At 62.9% G+C, this 15,722-nt stretch carries 13 protein-coding genes; 10 read left to right on the top strand and 3 right to left on the bottom strand.

Features of this window, described 5'->3' with window-relative positions; translation table 11 throughout:
- The gene (locus tag ACWF6P_RS19740) at positions 1-753 is read right to left on the bottom strand and encodes a polysaccharide deacetylase family protein (protein ID WP_452622267.1); all 753 of its coding nucleotides are present in this window, start codon (positions 751-753) and stop codon (positions 1-3) included.
- A gap of 188 nt (positions 754-941) precedes the next feature.
- On the opposite strand from ACWF6P_RS19740, the gene ACWF6P_RS19745 reads away from it, so the two are divergent.
- The 3 genes from ACWF6P_RS19745 to ACWF6P_RS19755 all read left to right on the top strand — a co-directional run bounded on the left by ACWF6P_RS19745 (position 942) and on the right by ACWF6P_RS19755 (position 3,704).
- Positions 942-2,471 (top strand): LCP family protein, encoded by a 1,530-nt coding sequence (locus tag ACWF6P_RS19745; RefSeq protein WP_452622176.1) that lies wholly within the window; start codon positions 942-944, stop codon positions 2,469-2,471.
- Between the two features lie 133 nt (positions 2,472-2,604).
- Positions 2,605-2,811 carry a hypothetical protein gene (locus ACWF6P_RS19750; protein WP_378448154.1) on the top strand — a complete coding sequence of 69 codons (207 nt, stop codon included), beginning with the start codon at positions 2,605-2,607 and terminating at the stop codon, positions 2,809-2,811.
- A gap of 62 nt (positions 2,812-2,873) precedes the next feature.
- The gene (locus ACWF6P_RS19755; RefSeq protein WP_007727023.1) at positions 2,874-3,704 is read left to right on the top strand and encodes a crotonase/enoyl-CoA hydratase family protein; all 831 of its coding nucleotides are present in this window, start codon (positions 2,874-2,876) and stop codon (positions 3,702-3,704) included.
- Between the two features lie 126 nt (positions 3,705-3,830).
- Here ACWF6P_RS19755 and ACWF6P_RS19760 read toward each other — a convergent pair whose 3' ends face one another.
- Positions 3,831-4,322 (bottom strand): inorganic diphosphatase, encoded by a 492-nt coding sequence (locus ACWF6P_RS19760; RefSeq protein ID WP_003941181.1) that lies wholly within the window; start codon positions 4,320-4,322, stop codon positions 3,831-3,833.
- Positions 4,323-4,425: 103 nt separating this feature from the next.
- On the opposite strand from ACWF6P_RS19760, the gene dacB reads away from it, so the two are divergent.
- The 7 genes from dacB to ACWF6P_RS19795 all read left to right on the top strand — a co-directional run bounded on the left by dacB (position 4,426) and on the right by ACWF6P_RS19795 (position 14,265).
- A complete protein-coding gene (gene dacB, locus ACWF6P_RS19765) occupies positions 4,426-5,835 on the top strand; it encodes a D-alanyl-D-alanine carboxypeptidase/D-alanyl-D-alanine endopeptidase (protein ID WP_452622177.1) in 1,410 nt (469 codons plus the stop codon).
- Entirely contained in the window at positions 5,835-6,908 is a 1,074-nt protein-coding gene (locus ACWF6P_RS19770) for a zinc-dependent metalloprotease (protein WP_019746776.1), read from the top strand. Before dacB ends, ACWF6P_RS19770 begins: the two co-directional genes overlap by 1 nt.
- Complete coding sequence (tilS, locus tag ACWF6P_RS19775; RefSeq protein ID WP_452622178.1) at positions 6,909-7,886, top strand: tRNA lysidine(34) synthetase TilS; 978 nt, start codon at positions 6,909-6,911, stop codon at positions 7,884-7,886.
- A gap of 3 nt (positions 7,887-7,889) precedes the next feature.
- Positions 7,890-8,444, top strand: coding sequence for a hypoxanthine phosphoribosyltransferase (gene hpt / locus ACWF6P_RS19780; protein WP_019746778.1), 555 nt, complete (start codon positions 7,890-7,892; stop codon positions 8,442-8,444).
- 122 nt (positions 8,445-8,566) lie between these two features.
- Entirely contained in the window at positions 8,567-9,241 is a 675-nt protein-coding gene (locus tag ACWF6P_RS19785) for a DUF4190 domain-containing protein (protein ID WP_452622179.1), read from the top strand.
- A 22-nt stretch (positions 9,242-9,263) separates the two neighbouring features.
- Positions 9,264-11,585, top strand: a complete 2,322-nt coding sequence (locus ACWF6P_RS19790) for an outer membrane protein assembly factor BamB family protein (protein ID WP_452622180.1) — start codon at positions 9,264-9,266, stop codon at positions 11,583-11,585.
- A 46-nt stretch (positions 11,586-11,631) separates the two neighbouring features.
- Entirely contained in the window at positions 11,632-14,265 is a 2,634-nt protein-coding gene (locus ACWF6P_RS19795; protein ID WP_452622181.1) for an RDD family protein, read from the top strand.
- A 32-nt stretch (positions 14,266-14,297) separates the two neighbouring features.
- On the opposite strand, the gene ACWF6P_RS19800 is transcribed toward ACWF6P_RS19795, so the two are convergent.
- Positions 14,298-15,707 carry an acyl-CoA synthetase gene (locus ACWF6P_RS19800; RefSeq protein WP_452622182.1) on the bottom strand — a complete coding sequence of 470 codons (1,410 nt, stop codon included), beginning with the start codon at positions 15,705-15,707 and terminating at the stop codon, positions 14,298-14,300.
- Positions 15,708-15,722 lie beyond the last annotated feature (15 nt).

Consider the following 15,722-nt stretch of genomic DNA (forward strand, 5'->3'; position numbering starts at 1 on the left):
TCACGGCTTCAGGTACACATCGTCGAGCGTGACCGTTCGCAAGTTCCGGCTCCGGATGATGTCCACCAGTTGCGGATACACGTGGGTCACGGGCAGGTAATTGAGGTGCCCGATCACTATCGCCCCCGGATTGAAGTACTGGTTCGCCATCTGCAGGATGTACTCCTCGGTGATCAACGAAGAATCCGACAGTGATCCGTACCAGAGGGTGGGCATGGTGTATCCGACACTCGCGGCCACGGAATCGACTGTCGCGTTGTGCCTTCCGTACGGCGGCCGAAAGTACGGCGCCGCGTCCACGCCGTAAGTGTTGCGCAGGAACGTGCCGTTCTTCGTCAGCTCGTCGGCGATCTGCTGCTTCGACACGGACGTCAGATCCGGGTGCGAGTAGGTGTGATTGCCGAGCTGAATTTGTCCGCTCTCGACAAGAGGTCTGAGAAGTCCGGCGTTTTCGGTCCACGAGTTGTATTGCCCGTTGACGAAGTACGTCAAACGGATGCCGGTGTCTTTTGCGAACTGTGTGTAGAGGCGGACGACTTCGGAACTGGCCCCGTCGTCAACCGTCAGCGCGAGCAGATCCCCGCCGCCCGGTAACGCCGTCAAAGATCCGCCGGCGGGCAGCGCCACCCGCGCGGACGGCGGTGGAGGCGGCAACAACGCAGGCGGGAGTTCCGCGCCGGGCACGGCATCTGCTGGTTCGTCGGCTGCGGCGACAGCCGTGCCGACCGAACGTGATGAACAAGCGGTTCCCATCGTCACCGCGGCGGTTCCGGTCAGAGTTGCTGCTGCGAGGGCACTGAGGAAGCGTCGGCGGTCCACAGGGCGGAGCCTAGAGCAGATTCGCCCAATTCGGACTTCGTTCTCAGCGTTTTTTCAGCCAATGACCAGCCCTGTCCGGTATCGACAGGTTCTCCTCAGGAACGCTGGATAGCGTGTCGGCCGTGGAACCGCGACCTCGACACTCGGCAACCAGGCACAGACGTAGGCGTCCACCGCAGCGGTCGACGCTCTCAGTGGGGCGCAAGCTGGCGGCCGCCTCCTTGTCGACGACGATTCTGGTCGGCGTCGGAATCGGGTGGTACGTGCAGTCGGATCTGACGTCGGGTCTGTACCGATCGGATGCGCTCTCCGCCCTCGGTGACGACGCCGGCAGTTCACTCGACGGGGATACCAACATCTTGTTGATCGGTCTCGACAGTCGCAAGGCGATGGACGGCAGCGATCTGCCGGCTGAGTTCGTCACCGACAAGTTGCATGCGGGGGACAGCGATGTGGGTGGGTACAACACGAACACGCTTATCCTGCTCCATGTTCCGGGCGACGGCGGCAAGGCCAGTGCGGTGGCGATCCCACGCGACGATTACGTCGCGGTACCCGGCTACGGAATGGCCAAGATCAAGGAAGCCTACGGAATGGCGAAGGCTGATGCGGACGCCAAACTCGTAGCAGACGGTGTGACGGATCCTGCTGCACGAGAACAACAAGCACGCGAAGTCGGAAGGCGCTCGACGCTGACCACCGTGCAGAATCTGCTCAAGGTTCCGATCGATCACTTTGCCGAAGTGAACCTAATGGGCTTCTACGACGTCGTCTCGGCCATCGGCCCCGTTCAGGTGTGCCTCAACAATCCGGTGCAGGATGACTTCTCGGGTGCCAACTTCCCGGCCGGGGTCCAGACTCTCGATGCGTCACAGGCACTTTCGTTTGTCCGTCAACGCCACGGTCTGGACAACGGGGACTTGGATCGCACGCACCGGCAGCAGGCATTCATCAGTGCAGTGATTGCCAATCTGAAGGGCTCCGGCGTCATCGGCAACATTCCGAAGATGACGGCACTGGCCGACGTGGTGAAGAAGGACGTCGTGATCGATTCCGCCATGGATCCCGTCCGATTCGCTTCTCAGGCAAGCGCTCTCGCGGGTGGGAACATCGACTTCTACACCCTGCCCATCGAGGGTTACGAGACCGTCGACGGCCAGGATGTCAACATGGTCGATCCGGCGCGTTTGCGTAGTGAAGTGTCGAGGATCTTCGCGGGAGGCGACTCGGCGTCTGCACCTGCGATGGACACCGCGATCTCGACCGGGAACGAAGTTGTGGACATCCGCAACGGAACCGCGACGGACGGGTTGGGTGCCGCTTTGGCGTCGGAGTTGAAAGCGTCGGGAGTCGAGGTCGGGGAGGTGAGCACCGCAGCTCCGACGGCAAAGTCGGTGGTCAGCTATGGGGTCGGCGCCAAAGCCGTCGCAGAGGCGCTGGCCGAGCAGTTGGGTGTGGTCGCGGTGTCGAACGAGCAGGCAGCGGCCGAATCAGTGTCTGTACTGATCGGTGAGGACAATGCACAGACCGCGTTCTCGGCCGCTCCGGTGCAACCCGGTCCGTCGGTATCGGCCGGCACCGTTCCCGATACGGGAGCGCAGGGATCACCCATCCGAGCCGACGCGAATGGCGGTATCCCCTGTGTGGACTAACTCTCAGGTAATTCGCACCAAACTCACGCTGACTTCTTTGGTCTGCGGGTCTACATTGGAGAGGTCGAACTCAGTCGGGTACTTCACCTTTGGGGTACCTGACTGAGATTGCGTAGTTGAAAGGATCACCGACATGGCTACAACAGCAGCGGTACAGAATCCGACACGCTCACGTGCCAGGACCATGTCCTTGTCCGAGTACGTGGCTGAGCATCCCGCCCAGCGCGTTTTCCCGCCGACCAGTGAGCGGGCGGCGAGGATGGCGATGCTGATCATGTTTGCCCTGATGGCCGTCACCCTCGTAGTGCTCGTACTTGACGAGGCCGGAATCTTCAGCTGAAGGCAGCGTCTTCGGTAGGGCAGGGTCTTCGGCTGAGCCCGAGCTTTAGTTACTCTTGAGTAATGACTGAACAGAAGAGCTGGAATGCGTTCACCGTCGAGCGCGAAGACAACATCGCCCAGGTGACGCTGATCGGGCCGAGCAAGGGCAACGCGATGGGGCCGGATTTCTGGAGTGAACTCCCCGAAATCTTCGCCGACCTCGACGCCGATCCCGAGGTACGCGCAATCGTCATCGCCGGATCCGGCAAGCACTTCTCGTTCGGCCTGGACCTGCCGGCGATGAGCGGTGAATTCGGTGCCGTCCTCGCGGACAAGGCTCAGGCAGGTCCGCGCACCAAGTTCCACGACATGATCAAGCGCATGCAGTCGGGCATCAATGCCGTCGCAGACTGCCGCAAGCCCGTCGTCGCAGCCGTTCAGGGCTGGTGCATCGGCGGCGGCGTCGACCTCATCACTGCAGCGGACATCCGCTACGCGAGCGCCGACGCCAAGTTCAGCATCCGCGAGGTCAAGGTCGCGATCGTCGCAGACATGGGCAGCCTTGCGCGGCTGCCCGCGATCATCGGCGACGGACACCTTCGCGAGTTGGCGCTGACCGGCAAGGACATCGACGCAGCGCGCGCCGAGAAGATCGGTCTCGTCAATGACGTTTTCGAAGATGCCGACGCAGTGCTGGCCGCGGCGCGCGCGACCGCCAAGGAGATTGCCCTCAACCCGCCGCTCGTGGTCCACGGCATCAAGGACGTGCTCGATCACACCCGCAGCGCGAGCGTGAACGACAGCCTTCGCTACGTCGCAGCCTGGAACGCGGCGTTCCTGCCTTCGCAGGATCTGACCGAGGCCATCACCGCCGTCTTCCAGAAGCGCCCGCCGGTCTTCCAGGGTGAGTAGAAACTGCAAGGGTGAGTAGGAACTGCAAGGGTGAGTAGGAACTGCAAGGGCGAGTAAAAGCAGCACAAAAAATCCCCGCACATCTTCCGATGTGCGGGGATTTTTGTAAGGCCTGAGAACTCGAGCTCAGTGACCGCCGTTGGCGGCGAGACGCTTGATCGAAGCCTCGATCTCGGCCTCTGCCTCGGCGCGGCCGACCCAGTTGGCTGCCTCGACGTGCTTGTTCGGCTCCAAGTCCTTGTAGTGGACGAAGAAGTGCTTGATCGCGTCGAGCTCGAACTGCGAGATGTCACCCAGATCCTGGATGTGATCCCAGCGGGGGTCACCGGCCGGAACGCAGAGGACCTTGTCGTCTCCGCCGGCCTCGTCGACCATCTTGAACATCGCGACTGCGCGAGCCTCGACGATGACGCCGGGGAAGACCGACTCGGGGAGCAGGACCATGGCGTCGAGCGGATCGCCGTCCTCACCCAGGGTGTTTTCGATGAAGCCGTAGTCGGCCGGGTAGCCGAAAGCTGTGTAGAGGTAGCGATCGAGTTTGACGCGACCGGTTACGTGGTCGACCTCGTACTTGTTGCGCTGACCCTTGGGGATCTCGATGGTGACGTCGAACTCCACGCCGATTCCTCGCTGTCGTGTCGGTAATGATTCGTCGGAAGGATATCGGGTCAAGGATAAGGTTGCCTGACCACCCAGTAGGCAGAGCACAGACGGAGGGGCGTTGGCGGGCCAAGGAAAGAAGAAGATCGGCTCGTTGGAAGAGAGTCGACGGCGTAACTTCCGCATCCTTCTGGCGGTCGGTGCAGTGGTTGTACTGGCCGTCGCCGGAGTTGTCGTCGTGAAACTCGGTACGTCGAACGACACTGCGGGCAGTGCGACCGTGACTACGTCGCCGCAGCCTGCGCTCGTGACGCCGTCACCTCAGGTAGTGCCCGTCCCGATGGACGCACCGATTCCGAGTGCGTCGGGAATCGCCGCGGCGATCGGCCCGGCTGTGGCCAACCCGGATCTGGGGAAGTTCACCGGAGTTGTCGCTGATGCGATCACCGGAAACATTCTGTGGAGCGCAGACCCGTCGACGCCGATGACGCCTGCGTCCACGACGAAGGTGCTCACCGCATCGGCGGCACTGCTGAAGTTGCCGCTCGACCACCGACTGTCCACGACGGTGGTGCCCGGAGCGAGCCCCGGCCAGGTCGTTCTGGTCGGCGGTGGTGACCCGACGCTGACGGCGACGCCGAAGGGGCAGAGCGGGTACTACGCCAACGCTGCTCACATCGCGGATCTCGTCGACCAGATCAAGGCTGCCGGTACGCCGGTGACCAGTGTCGTGGTGGACTCGAGCTTGTTCGAGGGCGACAACATGGCCACCGGTTGGTTCCCCGCTGACATCGCGGCGGGCTACATCACGCCGATCGAATCGGTGATGATCGAAGGCGGTCGGTACGACGGCACTCAAGACGAGTCACCGCGCTCGGAAACTCCCGCGTTGGACGCGGGCAAGGTTCTCGCTCAGGCGCTCGGTGTCGATCCCGCCAACGTGAGTCTCGGCGCCGCGCCTGCCGGTGCCAAGCCGATCGCGACCGTGCAGTCGGCACCGCTGAGCGACCGGTTGCTGCAGATGATGGAACATTCCGACAACGTGCTCGCCGAGACCATCGGGCGTGAGGTTGCGATCGCCTCCGGAATCGAAGCGTCGTTCACCGGAGCCGTCGACGCGACCGGCAAGACCCTGCAGGCCGCCGGGTTCGACTACACCGGAGTTTCGCTGCACGATTCCAGCGGGTTGTCCGTCGACGATCTCATTCCGGCTCAGGTACTCGATCGCGTCATGACGGCTGCGGCCGGTGACGGTGATCCGAAACTGCGCCCCCTGCTGGACTACCTTCCGGTGGCCGGCGGAACAGGAAGTTTGTCCGACCGCTACGCGTCCGGAAACCGAACCGGTGCGGGTTGGGTACGGGCCAAGACGGGAACTCTCTCGACGGCCAGTGCGTTGTCAGGGTTCGTGGTCGATCAGAACGGGCGAGTGCTCACCTTCGCACTGATGTCCAATGACCGGCCGCCAGAAGTGAGCCGTCCTGCCCTGGACGCGATTGCCGGAGCATTGAGGAATTGCGGGTGTCAATAGTGGCCGAAAAGACTCCACAAGATGACGAAGCCTCGGCTCCGCTCGGTGGTGCCGTCGACTGGAGTCTTGCCGCCAAAGCCGGGATAAAACTGGCGCGCGGTGGCCCGGCGATGTCTCGCTACACGGCCGAGACTGCGACGGCGGAACTCGCCGAAGCGTCCAAGCGCGCAGAACTGCCCGTTCGTGAAGTGACCGGTTTGGCCGACGGTCTACCGGTCCCAGCCGCTGACGTGTTGGACCGGGCTGGATGGATTACTGCAGCCTCGCGGTCGATGGCGCATCTCACCGGTGCCGACCCCGACGGTAGTGGCAATCTCATCGTCGGAAAGCCGGCGGGCCTGCAGGCCGGCGCAATGCTGGCGTACTTGTCTTCGGCGATCCTCGGGCAGTACGACCCGTTCACCGGCGAGCACGGCACGCTGCTCCTGGTCACGCCGAACATCGTCTCCGTCGAACGGTCCCTTCGGCTGAACCCGAGTGACTTCCGGTTGTGGGTCTGCCTGCACGAGGTCACGCACCGGGTCCAGTTCTCGTCCTCGCCGTGGCTCGCGGAGTACATGAAGGAATCCGTCGAAACGCTTGGTGCGACGGTGGACGAGTCGATGACCGACGTTGTCGGGCGCCTTGCTGCAGAGCTGCGCTCGCGAAAGGAACCCGACTCCAGTGACGGTGCGACGGCGGGCGGCATCATCGGACTGCTGCGTGCTTCGCAGGCGGAACCTCAGCGTGACGCGCTGGATCGGATGCTCGTACTCGGCACCCTCCTCGAAGGGCATGCAGACCACGTGATGGACGCCGTCGGCCCCGCCGTGGTGCCGTCGGTGGCAACGATCCGCGCGGCCTTCGACAAGCGTCGGCAGCGCAAGTCCAACCCCGTGCAGCGGATCATCAAGATGCTGCTCGGCATGGACGCCAAGATGGCGCAGTACGTACGTGGCAAGGCCTTCGTCGACGCGGTGGTTCTCAAGGTCGGCATGGAGCAGTTCAACACCATCTGGACCGGGCCGGAAACCCTGCCGTTGCTCGACGAGATCGACAACCCCGACGCGTGGGTGAAGCGCGTTCTCGGCTAGATGCTGCTGCCCGAGACGCCTGCCCTACTGGCGCTGCGACAGGCCGTGCGGGCGTGGACAGTCGCATACGAACCACGACGCCGGGTGATCGTCGCCCTGTCCGGGGGAGCCGATTCGCTGGCGCTCACCGCAGCAGCCGTGGCGGAAACCGAATCGGTCGACGCATTGATCGTGGACCATCGCCTGCAAGACGGTTCCGATGCCGTCGCACGCTCGGCCGCAGACCAGGCGCTTGCGCTGGGTTGCCGGACCGCGAAGGTGCTGACCGTCGACGTAGCCGAAGGTGGGAGTCTCGAGGCCGCTGCGCGTGAGGCTCGGTACAACGCCTTGCGCGGCGCCAGAACTGACCTCCCGGTTCTGCTCGGACACACGCTCGACGATCAGGCGGAGACCGTGCTTCTCGGACTCTCCCGCGGGTCCGGTGGGCGATCGATTCAAGGTATGACGGCATTCGACGCTCCCTGGGGACGGCCGCTACTCGGCATCCGTCGATCGGTGACCAGGGCGGCCTGCGTCGACCTGGGAATCACGCCGTGGGAGGACCCGCACAACAACAATCCCGAGTTCACTCGCGTGCGTCTGCGGCACGAGGCGTTGCCGCTGCTCGAAGAAATTCTCGGCGGGGGAGTTCCGGAAGCGTTGGCCCGAACCGCGACGCAGTTGCGTGAGGACGGTGAGGCGCTCGACGAGTACGCCGAGGCCCTACTCCTGCGGGTTGTCGTCGACGGGGAAGTGGAAGTGGACACACTTGCCGAAGCGCCCACCGCAATCCGTCGACGCGCTCTGCGGGCCTGGCTGCTGCAGGGCGGCGCAAAAGCATTGACGGACAAACAGTTACGCGCAGTCGACGCCCTGGTGACCGACTGGCGGGGGCAAGGCGGCGTCGCGATCGGCGGCGGAACACCGGAGGCGAGGTTGGTGGCGGCCCGGCGACGTGGCAGGCTGATCCTCGGATTCGAAGACCGACGAAGGGTTTGACGCGTGTACGAGGGCGACATCGCATCGGTACTGATCTCCGAAGAACAGATCCGTGCACGAACGGCGGAACTGGCTGAGGAAATCGCCAAGCGTTACCCGGCAGGCGCCCCCGAAGGGGATCTCCTGCTGATCGGCGTCCTCAAGGGAGCGGTCTTCTTCATGACCGACTTCGCCCGCGCCCTGCCGATCCCGTCGCAGATGGAATTCATGGCCGTCAGCTCCTACGGATCCTCGACCTCGTCTTCGGGCGTCGTCCGCATCCTCAAGGACCTCGACAAGGACATCGCCGGTCGCCACGTGCTGATCGTCGAAGACATCATCGACTCCGGTCTCACGCTGTCCTGGTTGATGCGCAACCTCAAGACGCGTAACCCCGCTTCGCTCGAGGTCGTCACATTGCTCCGCAAGCCCGACGCGGTCAAGATCGACGTCGACGTCCGCGACGTGGGCTTCGACATCCCCAACGAGTTCGTCGTCGGTTACGGCCTCGACTACGCCGAGCGGTACCGCGATCTGCCGTACATCGGCACCCTGGACCCCGAGGTTTACGGCGGCTGAGCCTGCTCGCCGGTTAACACTCTTCACACTTCAGCCTCTCTGCATCAATCCTCCGAACGGACGACAGACAGGTCTGTGAGGCCTCGCTAGATTCACGGAATGCGCTATCGACGGCCAATTCGGTGACTCTTCCGCCACCGCCTCCTCCACCGCCGCCCCCTCCGCCACTGCCGCCCGAGGGCGAGCAGCAGTACTGGAATGCGCAACCGCAAGGCGTTCTGTACCAACCGCCGACCACCAACGGTTTCGCAATTGCAGCCCTGGTTGGGGCGCTCGTGCTGGCGCCGGTCGGAATCGTGCTCGGCCACATTTCGCTGGCGCAGATCAAGCGAACCGGTGAGCAGGGGCGAGGACTCGCAATCGCCGGTCTGGTGATCGGCTACATCTTCACCGCACTTCTGGTGTTGTCGATCGTGTGGATGTTTCTCATTGCCAACGCCTTCACCCGTGCGTTCGACGACTACGACAGCGCGTCTTCTCTCTACTACACATCTGAAACGTCGAGTGCGACGTATCCGACCTATTCGACCACCACATCCAGGACGGTAGCGCCGACGTACAGCGGAAGCGACACGGCGACGGTCATCGCAAATGCCTCGGTAGGCGACTGCATCGTCCGAAGGCTCGGAGCGGACAAGGGCGACGGGACAAGCGAGACGTATGTCAGTCCGGTCTCGTGCAGCTCGAGCAGCGCCACTCACCGAGTAGTCAGCCGCGGCACGTCCACGTCTGCGTGCGCCGCCGATTGGGTTCGTAAAGAGAGTCCGGTCGTAGTGCTTTGCCTGGCGGACGAATGATCGACAGAGGAAGTCACAGCCGATGACGTTGCCCCCGCCACCCCCGCCACCCCCGCCGCCCCCGCCACCGCCAATGCAGGCTCCGGCTACCGGACATCCGCCGGCCGCTCGCTCTCGTGGCCGGGGATGGATTGTTGCCGTTACGGCTCTTACCGCCCTCGCAGCCCTCGCCGCGGGCACCGTCACCGTTGTCACGATTCTCCGGTCGGGAGACTCCGACGGACCGGTGGCAGGCCAGTTGGTCAACACCTACCCCACTCGGCCGACGCCAGGGTGGTCGTTGGACGTTGACGATGTTCTGCCGGGCGGAAGATTTCTGTGGCCTGATTCGCTCGGTGCGAGCTATGGAACGGCAAGATTCATCGAGTTGGGACAGAATCTGATCACAACGGTCGGACCACAACAGGGTCAGCAATCCCAACTCGTTGCTGTCGACGCCGAAAGCGGATCCATTCGATGGCAAACGCCGGTCGCCGGCACGGTGTCGTGTGCGACCGCCGCGATCGATGCAGCCCTACCTTGTGTCGTCAGGAATCCTGGTGGAACAGCGCGAGTCGTTTCCTTCTCGCTCGACTCGGGGACGATTCGTTCGAGTGTCGACACAGATACAGCCACCCTGGTCGAGGTTTCCGACGGTGCACTCTTCACCGTGGGCGGCAACCAGTCCGGGCAAGTGATTTCGCGCGGAACCCCCACCGACCTCGACGCGGCGTGGACAACGACAACTCCACAGGAAACCGACTGCGTCGGATCCGGCGATTCGCATTCGTTCGAGATCGTGGACGGCATCGTCTACTACTCGAGCATCGGATCGACGGCGCTCAGCGCGGTCGACGGCGCGCTGCTTTCGAATCCGAATCTCGGTGGCTACGAGGCCCTTCCAGGTCAGGGCTTTGCCGGCGTCCTCTGCGCGATGCCATTTCCGTCGGACGGATACTCCAGCATCGTGTCCGACCATGACGGGACCGAGAGATTTCGAGTTGGCGAAGACAGACCGGCATCGCCGTGGCTTGTCTCGGCATCGAACTCTCGTCCGTACATCGGTTCGCATGGCGCGTACAACATCAGTGACGGCACCGAGTTGTGGTCGGTCACCGGCGGTGATCGCTTCTCGTTACACAGAATCGTCGGCGACATCGTGCTGGGCAACGACTCGGACACACTTTCCGCCTACCGAATCGACACCGGGGAGCAGTTGTGGTCGACCAAGATCGGTGACTACTTCTCTTTCTCGGTCTCGGACGGTGAGCGAATTCTCGTCCATCCCAACGACGGCAGGGTTCTTGCCGTCGAACTCGACGACGGCTCCATCAGTTGGTCACTCGATTCCCACACCAACCACTGGTCGTGGTCGAAGGCCCACGACGGACTCGCCTCGATCTCCAATGACGAGTTCGTCTACTACCCACCGACCGGCGGACCGTCGGGAGCGCCAGGCAAACTGCCCGCTGTCCCTGAAGCAGACGGAGGCGACGAGTACGTCACGAAATGCGGACGGATACCGACCCTGACGCCGGTTGAATACCGCACGCAGGCAGAGGGTCTCGTCGTTCGAATGGAAATGAAAGCATCATGTCCCGGCGGAGACATCGTCTCCACCGACGCGCTTCGTGTGTCGATCACCGACACCGGCCAGAGCGTTGCGTCGGCGGTGTTCGACTTCTCCGAAGCACCGATCTATCTTCCCCGAACCGATGGGACGAACACGACGAACTCGATCCAACGCGAGTTCCTGTACGACCTCGGTAGCTTCTGGAGGCTGCCGAACACTCTCGGTGAGTCTTCGAGTCTGACCAATTCGAGAGCGTCAGGTGCTCAACTCGTCGAGTGTGAGGACGAAGGGACGAGTGATACCAACCTGACATCCGGGCCGGCATCGCGAAGTGACACCAATACACCGATTCGGCCCACGCGTAGTGCGCAGCCGACCACGGGCGACGTCGAATCCGCGAGTCTCGACGCCCTCCGGGCCCAGACCGACGCCGATCGTCCGTTTGTCACCGGTGACCTCGCGAACAGGTGGGTGGCCCAGATATCCTCCAAGCGGGTCGGACTCGATGCGGCGGATATCAATGGCGCTCAGGTGCATTGGACTGCTGCCCAGATCCTGCGACAGCATCTCGAACTTCGTCTCATGTATCCGGAGGTACGTCTGCTCTGGAGTGACGAATGGCGGACCTTCGATCTCCGTGGTTGGTGGATCACCGTCGCAGGCTTGACGTTTGCGGATGCAGATGCGGCCAACGGGTGGTGCGATTCGAAGCGGATCGCCAACGATCAATGCTTCGCCAAGATCGTCAGTAACGATCGTGATTCGTCGGGAACCACCAAATATCGGCGATAGTGCCTGACCCGTTCGGCGCACTTCCCACATCTGAGGAGCTTGGCGAATGACCGAAGACAACTCGCGTCAACCCGGTGAACCATCGATAAACAGTTTGCCCCAGTCACACGGCATGTATCCACCGCCCCAGAGCTATTCACCGACCCGATCTGCGTTCGAGGATATTCGGATCGGTGACTACACCCGCGACGGGACATCCGCGGCACTGCTCTTCGTGTCGCTCTTCTTACCGTGGAGTGCGACCGTCGGAATAGCCCGCGTCGGTTCGAGTGCTCTTGTGGTGCTTCTGGTTCTGCCGACACTGCTGTCGCTGGCGTCGCTGTTACTGCCGTACGTGGCGCGACTCGGAATGCTCGGGCCGAATTGGAATGTCGGGCAGATACGAGTGTTGCGTCTGGCGTCCAACGGACCGCTCATTGCCACTGTCGTGGGCCTTGTCGCCTACGACGTCATTCGTGGAATGTTCCGATTCAGTGAGAGTTCGAGTATCTTCACCGGCAACGGGGTCGGCGCCGGAGCGTGGTTCGGGCTTGCCGGCGCCCTGCTCTCCGCTCAACCGCGAGCAGCAGAAATTCGCATCGACCCTCGAACCGCGCCGCGATGGTTGGCGTTGGTGAAGCCGCTTGTGTTTGTGGCTTGGGGGTCGTCAGTGGCCTCGGCGCTACTCGCGCTGATCTACATCCTGGTCTCCGCCAGTCGCTACCGATATTACGACGGGCCGCAGACTTTCGAGAGCCTGATCGTTCTCTTCGTGTCGTCGGCCGTTCCGATCGTCGTGGTGGGTGTTGCGGCAGTCGGTCTCGCCAGACGGTTTGCGTCCTGGCGCCTCACCATCGCCGCGCTCGGCATCGCTCTCCTCGCAGCCGGATTACTCCACTCGATCAGCGAGGGCACAAGTGTCGAGCTGTTCCACACGGTCACGGCTAGTCCGTACTACGGCATCACGTTCTTGATTGCCGCAGCCGCAATTACATTCATTCCATTCGGTGTTGCGTTCGTCGGCGACGGGACGCACCCCGGATACGTCTGGCTCGCAGCGGCACGAAACGGCATGCTGTTGATCGCGGTGTGGAGCTTCGGTGTTGGGTTCTCTCAGATCGCAATGGCAGCAACACAATTTGGCATCGTGCCGTGGGGAGATGCGTTAGTGCTCGCTGTTCTCGCGATACTCGTCGGGATTCTTGCCGTCGTCGGAGTCAGAGCGCTGTCGCTCCGCTATTCTTCGTCTGATCCTCGCCCGTCGCGCGAGGTTGTTCTCGGAGTCTGTGTCGCGCTGCTCGTTCTGATGATTGCTCGTCTAGTTGTACAGTCGACCACGTACGGCGAAATATATTACAGTGCATGGATATTCGATCTTGCTCTGGCGGTGCTGGTGGTTCTGCTTGCTCTCGCTCTCACAGTCTCACCGGCTGTTCGGAATTTGTATGCGGGGGTGCAACTGTTCGCGTCGGCCACCACGGTTACAGCTGCGGTACCGAGTCTTGGACAGCCCGTTCAGCCTTCGAGGCGTGCTCTCGAGGCTGCGGATCCGCGGACTCCGGCGGCGGTGCTGTTCGAGATTGCGTCGAGTTCGCCGGAGTTGCGGCCGGCGATTGCTGCGAATCCGTCGACGTACGACGATCTTGTGACGTGGCTCGAGGCGTTGGGTGATCCTGCTGTGGATGCGGCGTTGGATCGAAGGGCTGCTGGGCAATTCGGTCTACCTGAGCCTGAGCCTGAGCCTGAACCGGTGCCCGTGCCCGTGTCGGTGCCTGCGCCGGTGAAGCCTTCGGGGCGTGCTCTCGAGGCTGGAGATCCGCGGACCCCGGCGGCGGTGCTGTTCGAGATCGCGTCGAGTTCGCCGGAGTTGCGGCCGGCGATTGCCGCGAATCCGTCGACGTACGACGATCTTGTGACGTGGCTCGGAGCGCTGGGCGATCCTGCTGTGGATGAGGCGTTGGATCGAAGGGCTGCTAGGCAATTCGGTCTACCCGAACCCGAACCCGAACCCGAACCCGAACCTGCGACCGAGAGCTTCACCTCGAACGCACCGGAATCCCGCTCCGGTAGCGACCCCGTGCAACTGGCTGCACCGCCGCTGGCCGTGCCGCAACCGAACCTGGGGTATGCGCCGACCGGCGTTCCACTCCGGCCTGGTGGTCTTCGGCCGGCCGGAGCCGGGATACGAGTTGCCGCGCGGTTCATCGATTTTGCCATTCTCGCAGTGGTGTCGGTCGTCGGCGGCATGATCTCCACCGCGACGCTCGGAAACGGTTTCGACTTCGATGCCTACCGGACAAGTTCGGGTCTGATCGGCCTCCTGATCGGGATGGGTTCGATCGTGTACTTCGTGTGGGGAGAGTCAGCATTCGGGGTAACCCTGGGCAAACTCGCCCTCGGAATAGGCGTTCGCTCGGTAGGAGGTGCGCGCCCGACCCTGGCGCAATCCTTCAGACGGAATGCATTCGTGATCCCCATGTACCTCGGATCGGCTGTTTCGGCGTTGGCCATGCTCGGTAGTGGTGACGAGCTCGTCGGCATGCTGAACATGATGTCGTTGGGCAGTATCGCCAGTATCCTGGGTACTGTTGTAACAGTAGGTATTTCGATCGCGATCATCGTCTCGATCAGCTCTGCACCGGATGTACGCGGTTTTCACGATCGGATGGCTGACGCCGTCGTCGTGGTCACCAGACAGTGAGCGAGCGCGCTTCGAACGAAACACGCATGCCTTCAGGTCGTCAGCAGCTTCTTCTGCACCTTGCCCATGGCATTGCGGGGCAAGCTGTCCACCAGACAAACCTGGCGAGGACGCTTGTGGATCGACAGCGATTCGGCGACGAAGTCCGAAACCACGGTGCAGTCGGCTACGTCGCCGACGATGAAGGCGACTATGCGCTGGCCGAGGTCGTCGTCCGGCACACCGACGACGGCGGCCTCGCGAACACCGGGGTATGCGAGAAGGGCCTGTTCCACCTCGCCGGCACCGATGCGGTATCCACCGGACTTGATCATGTCGACCGACTCGCGACCGACGATGCGGTGGAAGCCGCTTTCGTCGATCACCGCGATGTCACCGGTGCGGAACCAACTGTCCTCGGTCATGGATTCCGCTGTCTTCGAGGGGTTCCCGAGGTACTCGTCGAAGAGCACGGCTCCCGCGACTTCCAGTTGACCTAGCTGCTCTCCGTCGTGCGCCGACAATTCACCGTTCTCACCGCGCAACCTCGTCCTGACTCCGGGAACGGCGTGCCCGACCCAACCCGGGCGGCGTTCACCGTCGTGCGTCGTGCTGACGGTGATGAGGGTTTCACTCATTCCGTAGCGCTCGACGGGAGCCAACCCCGTCAGCGATTTCATCCGCTCGAACAACGGAACCGGAAGTGGTGCACTGCCGGACACGAGCAAGCGCGCAGATCGCAATGCTGCCGCCGCCGAGGGATCACCGCACACGCGTGACCAGACGGTCGGAACACCGAAGTACAACGAGCCGCCCGCGGCCGCATACGAATCCGGGGTCGGTCTGACGGTATGAATCAGCGGCGAGCCCACGCGCAACGCGCCCAGCACTCCGAGGATCAGTCCGTGGACGTGGAAGAGGGGCAGTCCGTGGACGAGTGTGTCCTCCGGAGTCCAATCCCACACGTGGGCAAGTGCGTCGAGATCTGCTGCGATCGCCGCTCGCGAGAGGACGACGCCTTTCGGTGCTCCGGTGGTTCCCGAGGTGTACATGATCAGTGCGGTAGCAGCCGCGTTCGGCTCGGGATAAGACGTCGCGGATCGCGCGTGAATATCGATGGGAATCAACGGGATGCTTGAATCCGACGGTCCTTCTCCGAGTACAAGTTCGGCCTTGGAATCGGCGATGATGTGCTGACGCTCGAGCGGGCCGGAGTCCGGTGGGATCGGGACCACGGCAACACCGGCGATCAGTGCGCCGGTGACGGCGACCACCGTCTCGAGGCCGGCGGCGGCTTGTACTGCCACTCGCTGTGCACCATGTATTTGATCGGCTACCGCGGTGGCGGCGGCCAACAGGTCGGCGCGAGAGAGGGTCGAGCCTTCGCCGAAACTGACCGCCGCCTCGTGGTCGTCGAATGTGCGAGGGTCGAGGGAGCGCAGAAGTGTGGATTCGCTGTTCATCGCGAGTTCCCTTTC

The sequence above is a fragment of the Rhodococcus sp. NPDC055024 genome (genome assembly GCF_053608585.1).

Excerpts from the sequence above, each read along its gene's own strand:
- ACWF6P_RS19800 (WP_452622182.1), bottom strand. The coding sequence starts at position 15,707 with ATGAACAGCGAATCCACACTTCTGCGCTCCCTCGACCCTCGCACATTC.
- ACWF6P_RS19790 (WP_452622180.1), top strand. The coding sequence starts at position 9,264 with ATGACGTTGCCCCCGCCACCCCCGCCACCCCCGCCGCCCCCGCCACCG.
- ACWF6P_RS19795 (WP_452622181.1), top strand. The coding sequence starts at position 11,632 with ATGACCGAAGACAACTCGCGTCAACCCGGTGAACCATCGATAAACAGT.
- ACWF6P_RS19755 (WP_007727023.1), top strand. The coding sequence starts at position 2,874 with ATGACTGAACAGAAGAGCTGGAATGCGTTCACCGTCGAGCGCGAAGAC.
- ACWF6P_RS19750 (WP_378448154.1), top strand. The coding sequence starts at position 2,605 with ATGGCTACAACAGCAGCGGTACAGAATCCGACACGCTCACGTGCCAGG.
- ACWF6P_RS19740 (WP_452622267.1), bottom strand. The coding sequence starts at position 753 with ATGGGAACCGCTTGTTCATCACGTTCGGTCGGCACGGCTGTCGCCGCA.
- tilS (WP_452622178.1), top strand. The coding sequence starts at position 6,909 with ATGCTGCTGCCCGAGACGCCTGCCCTACTGGCGCTGCGACAGGCCGTG.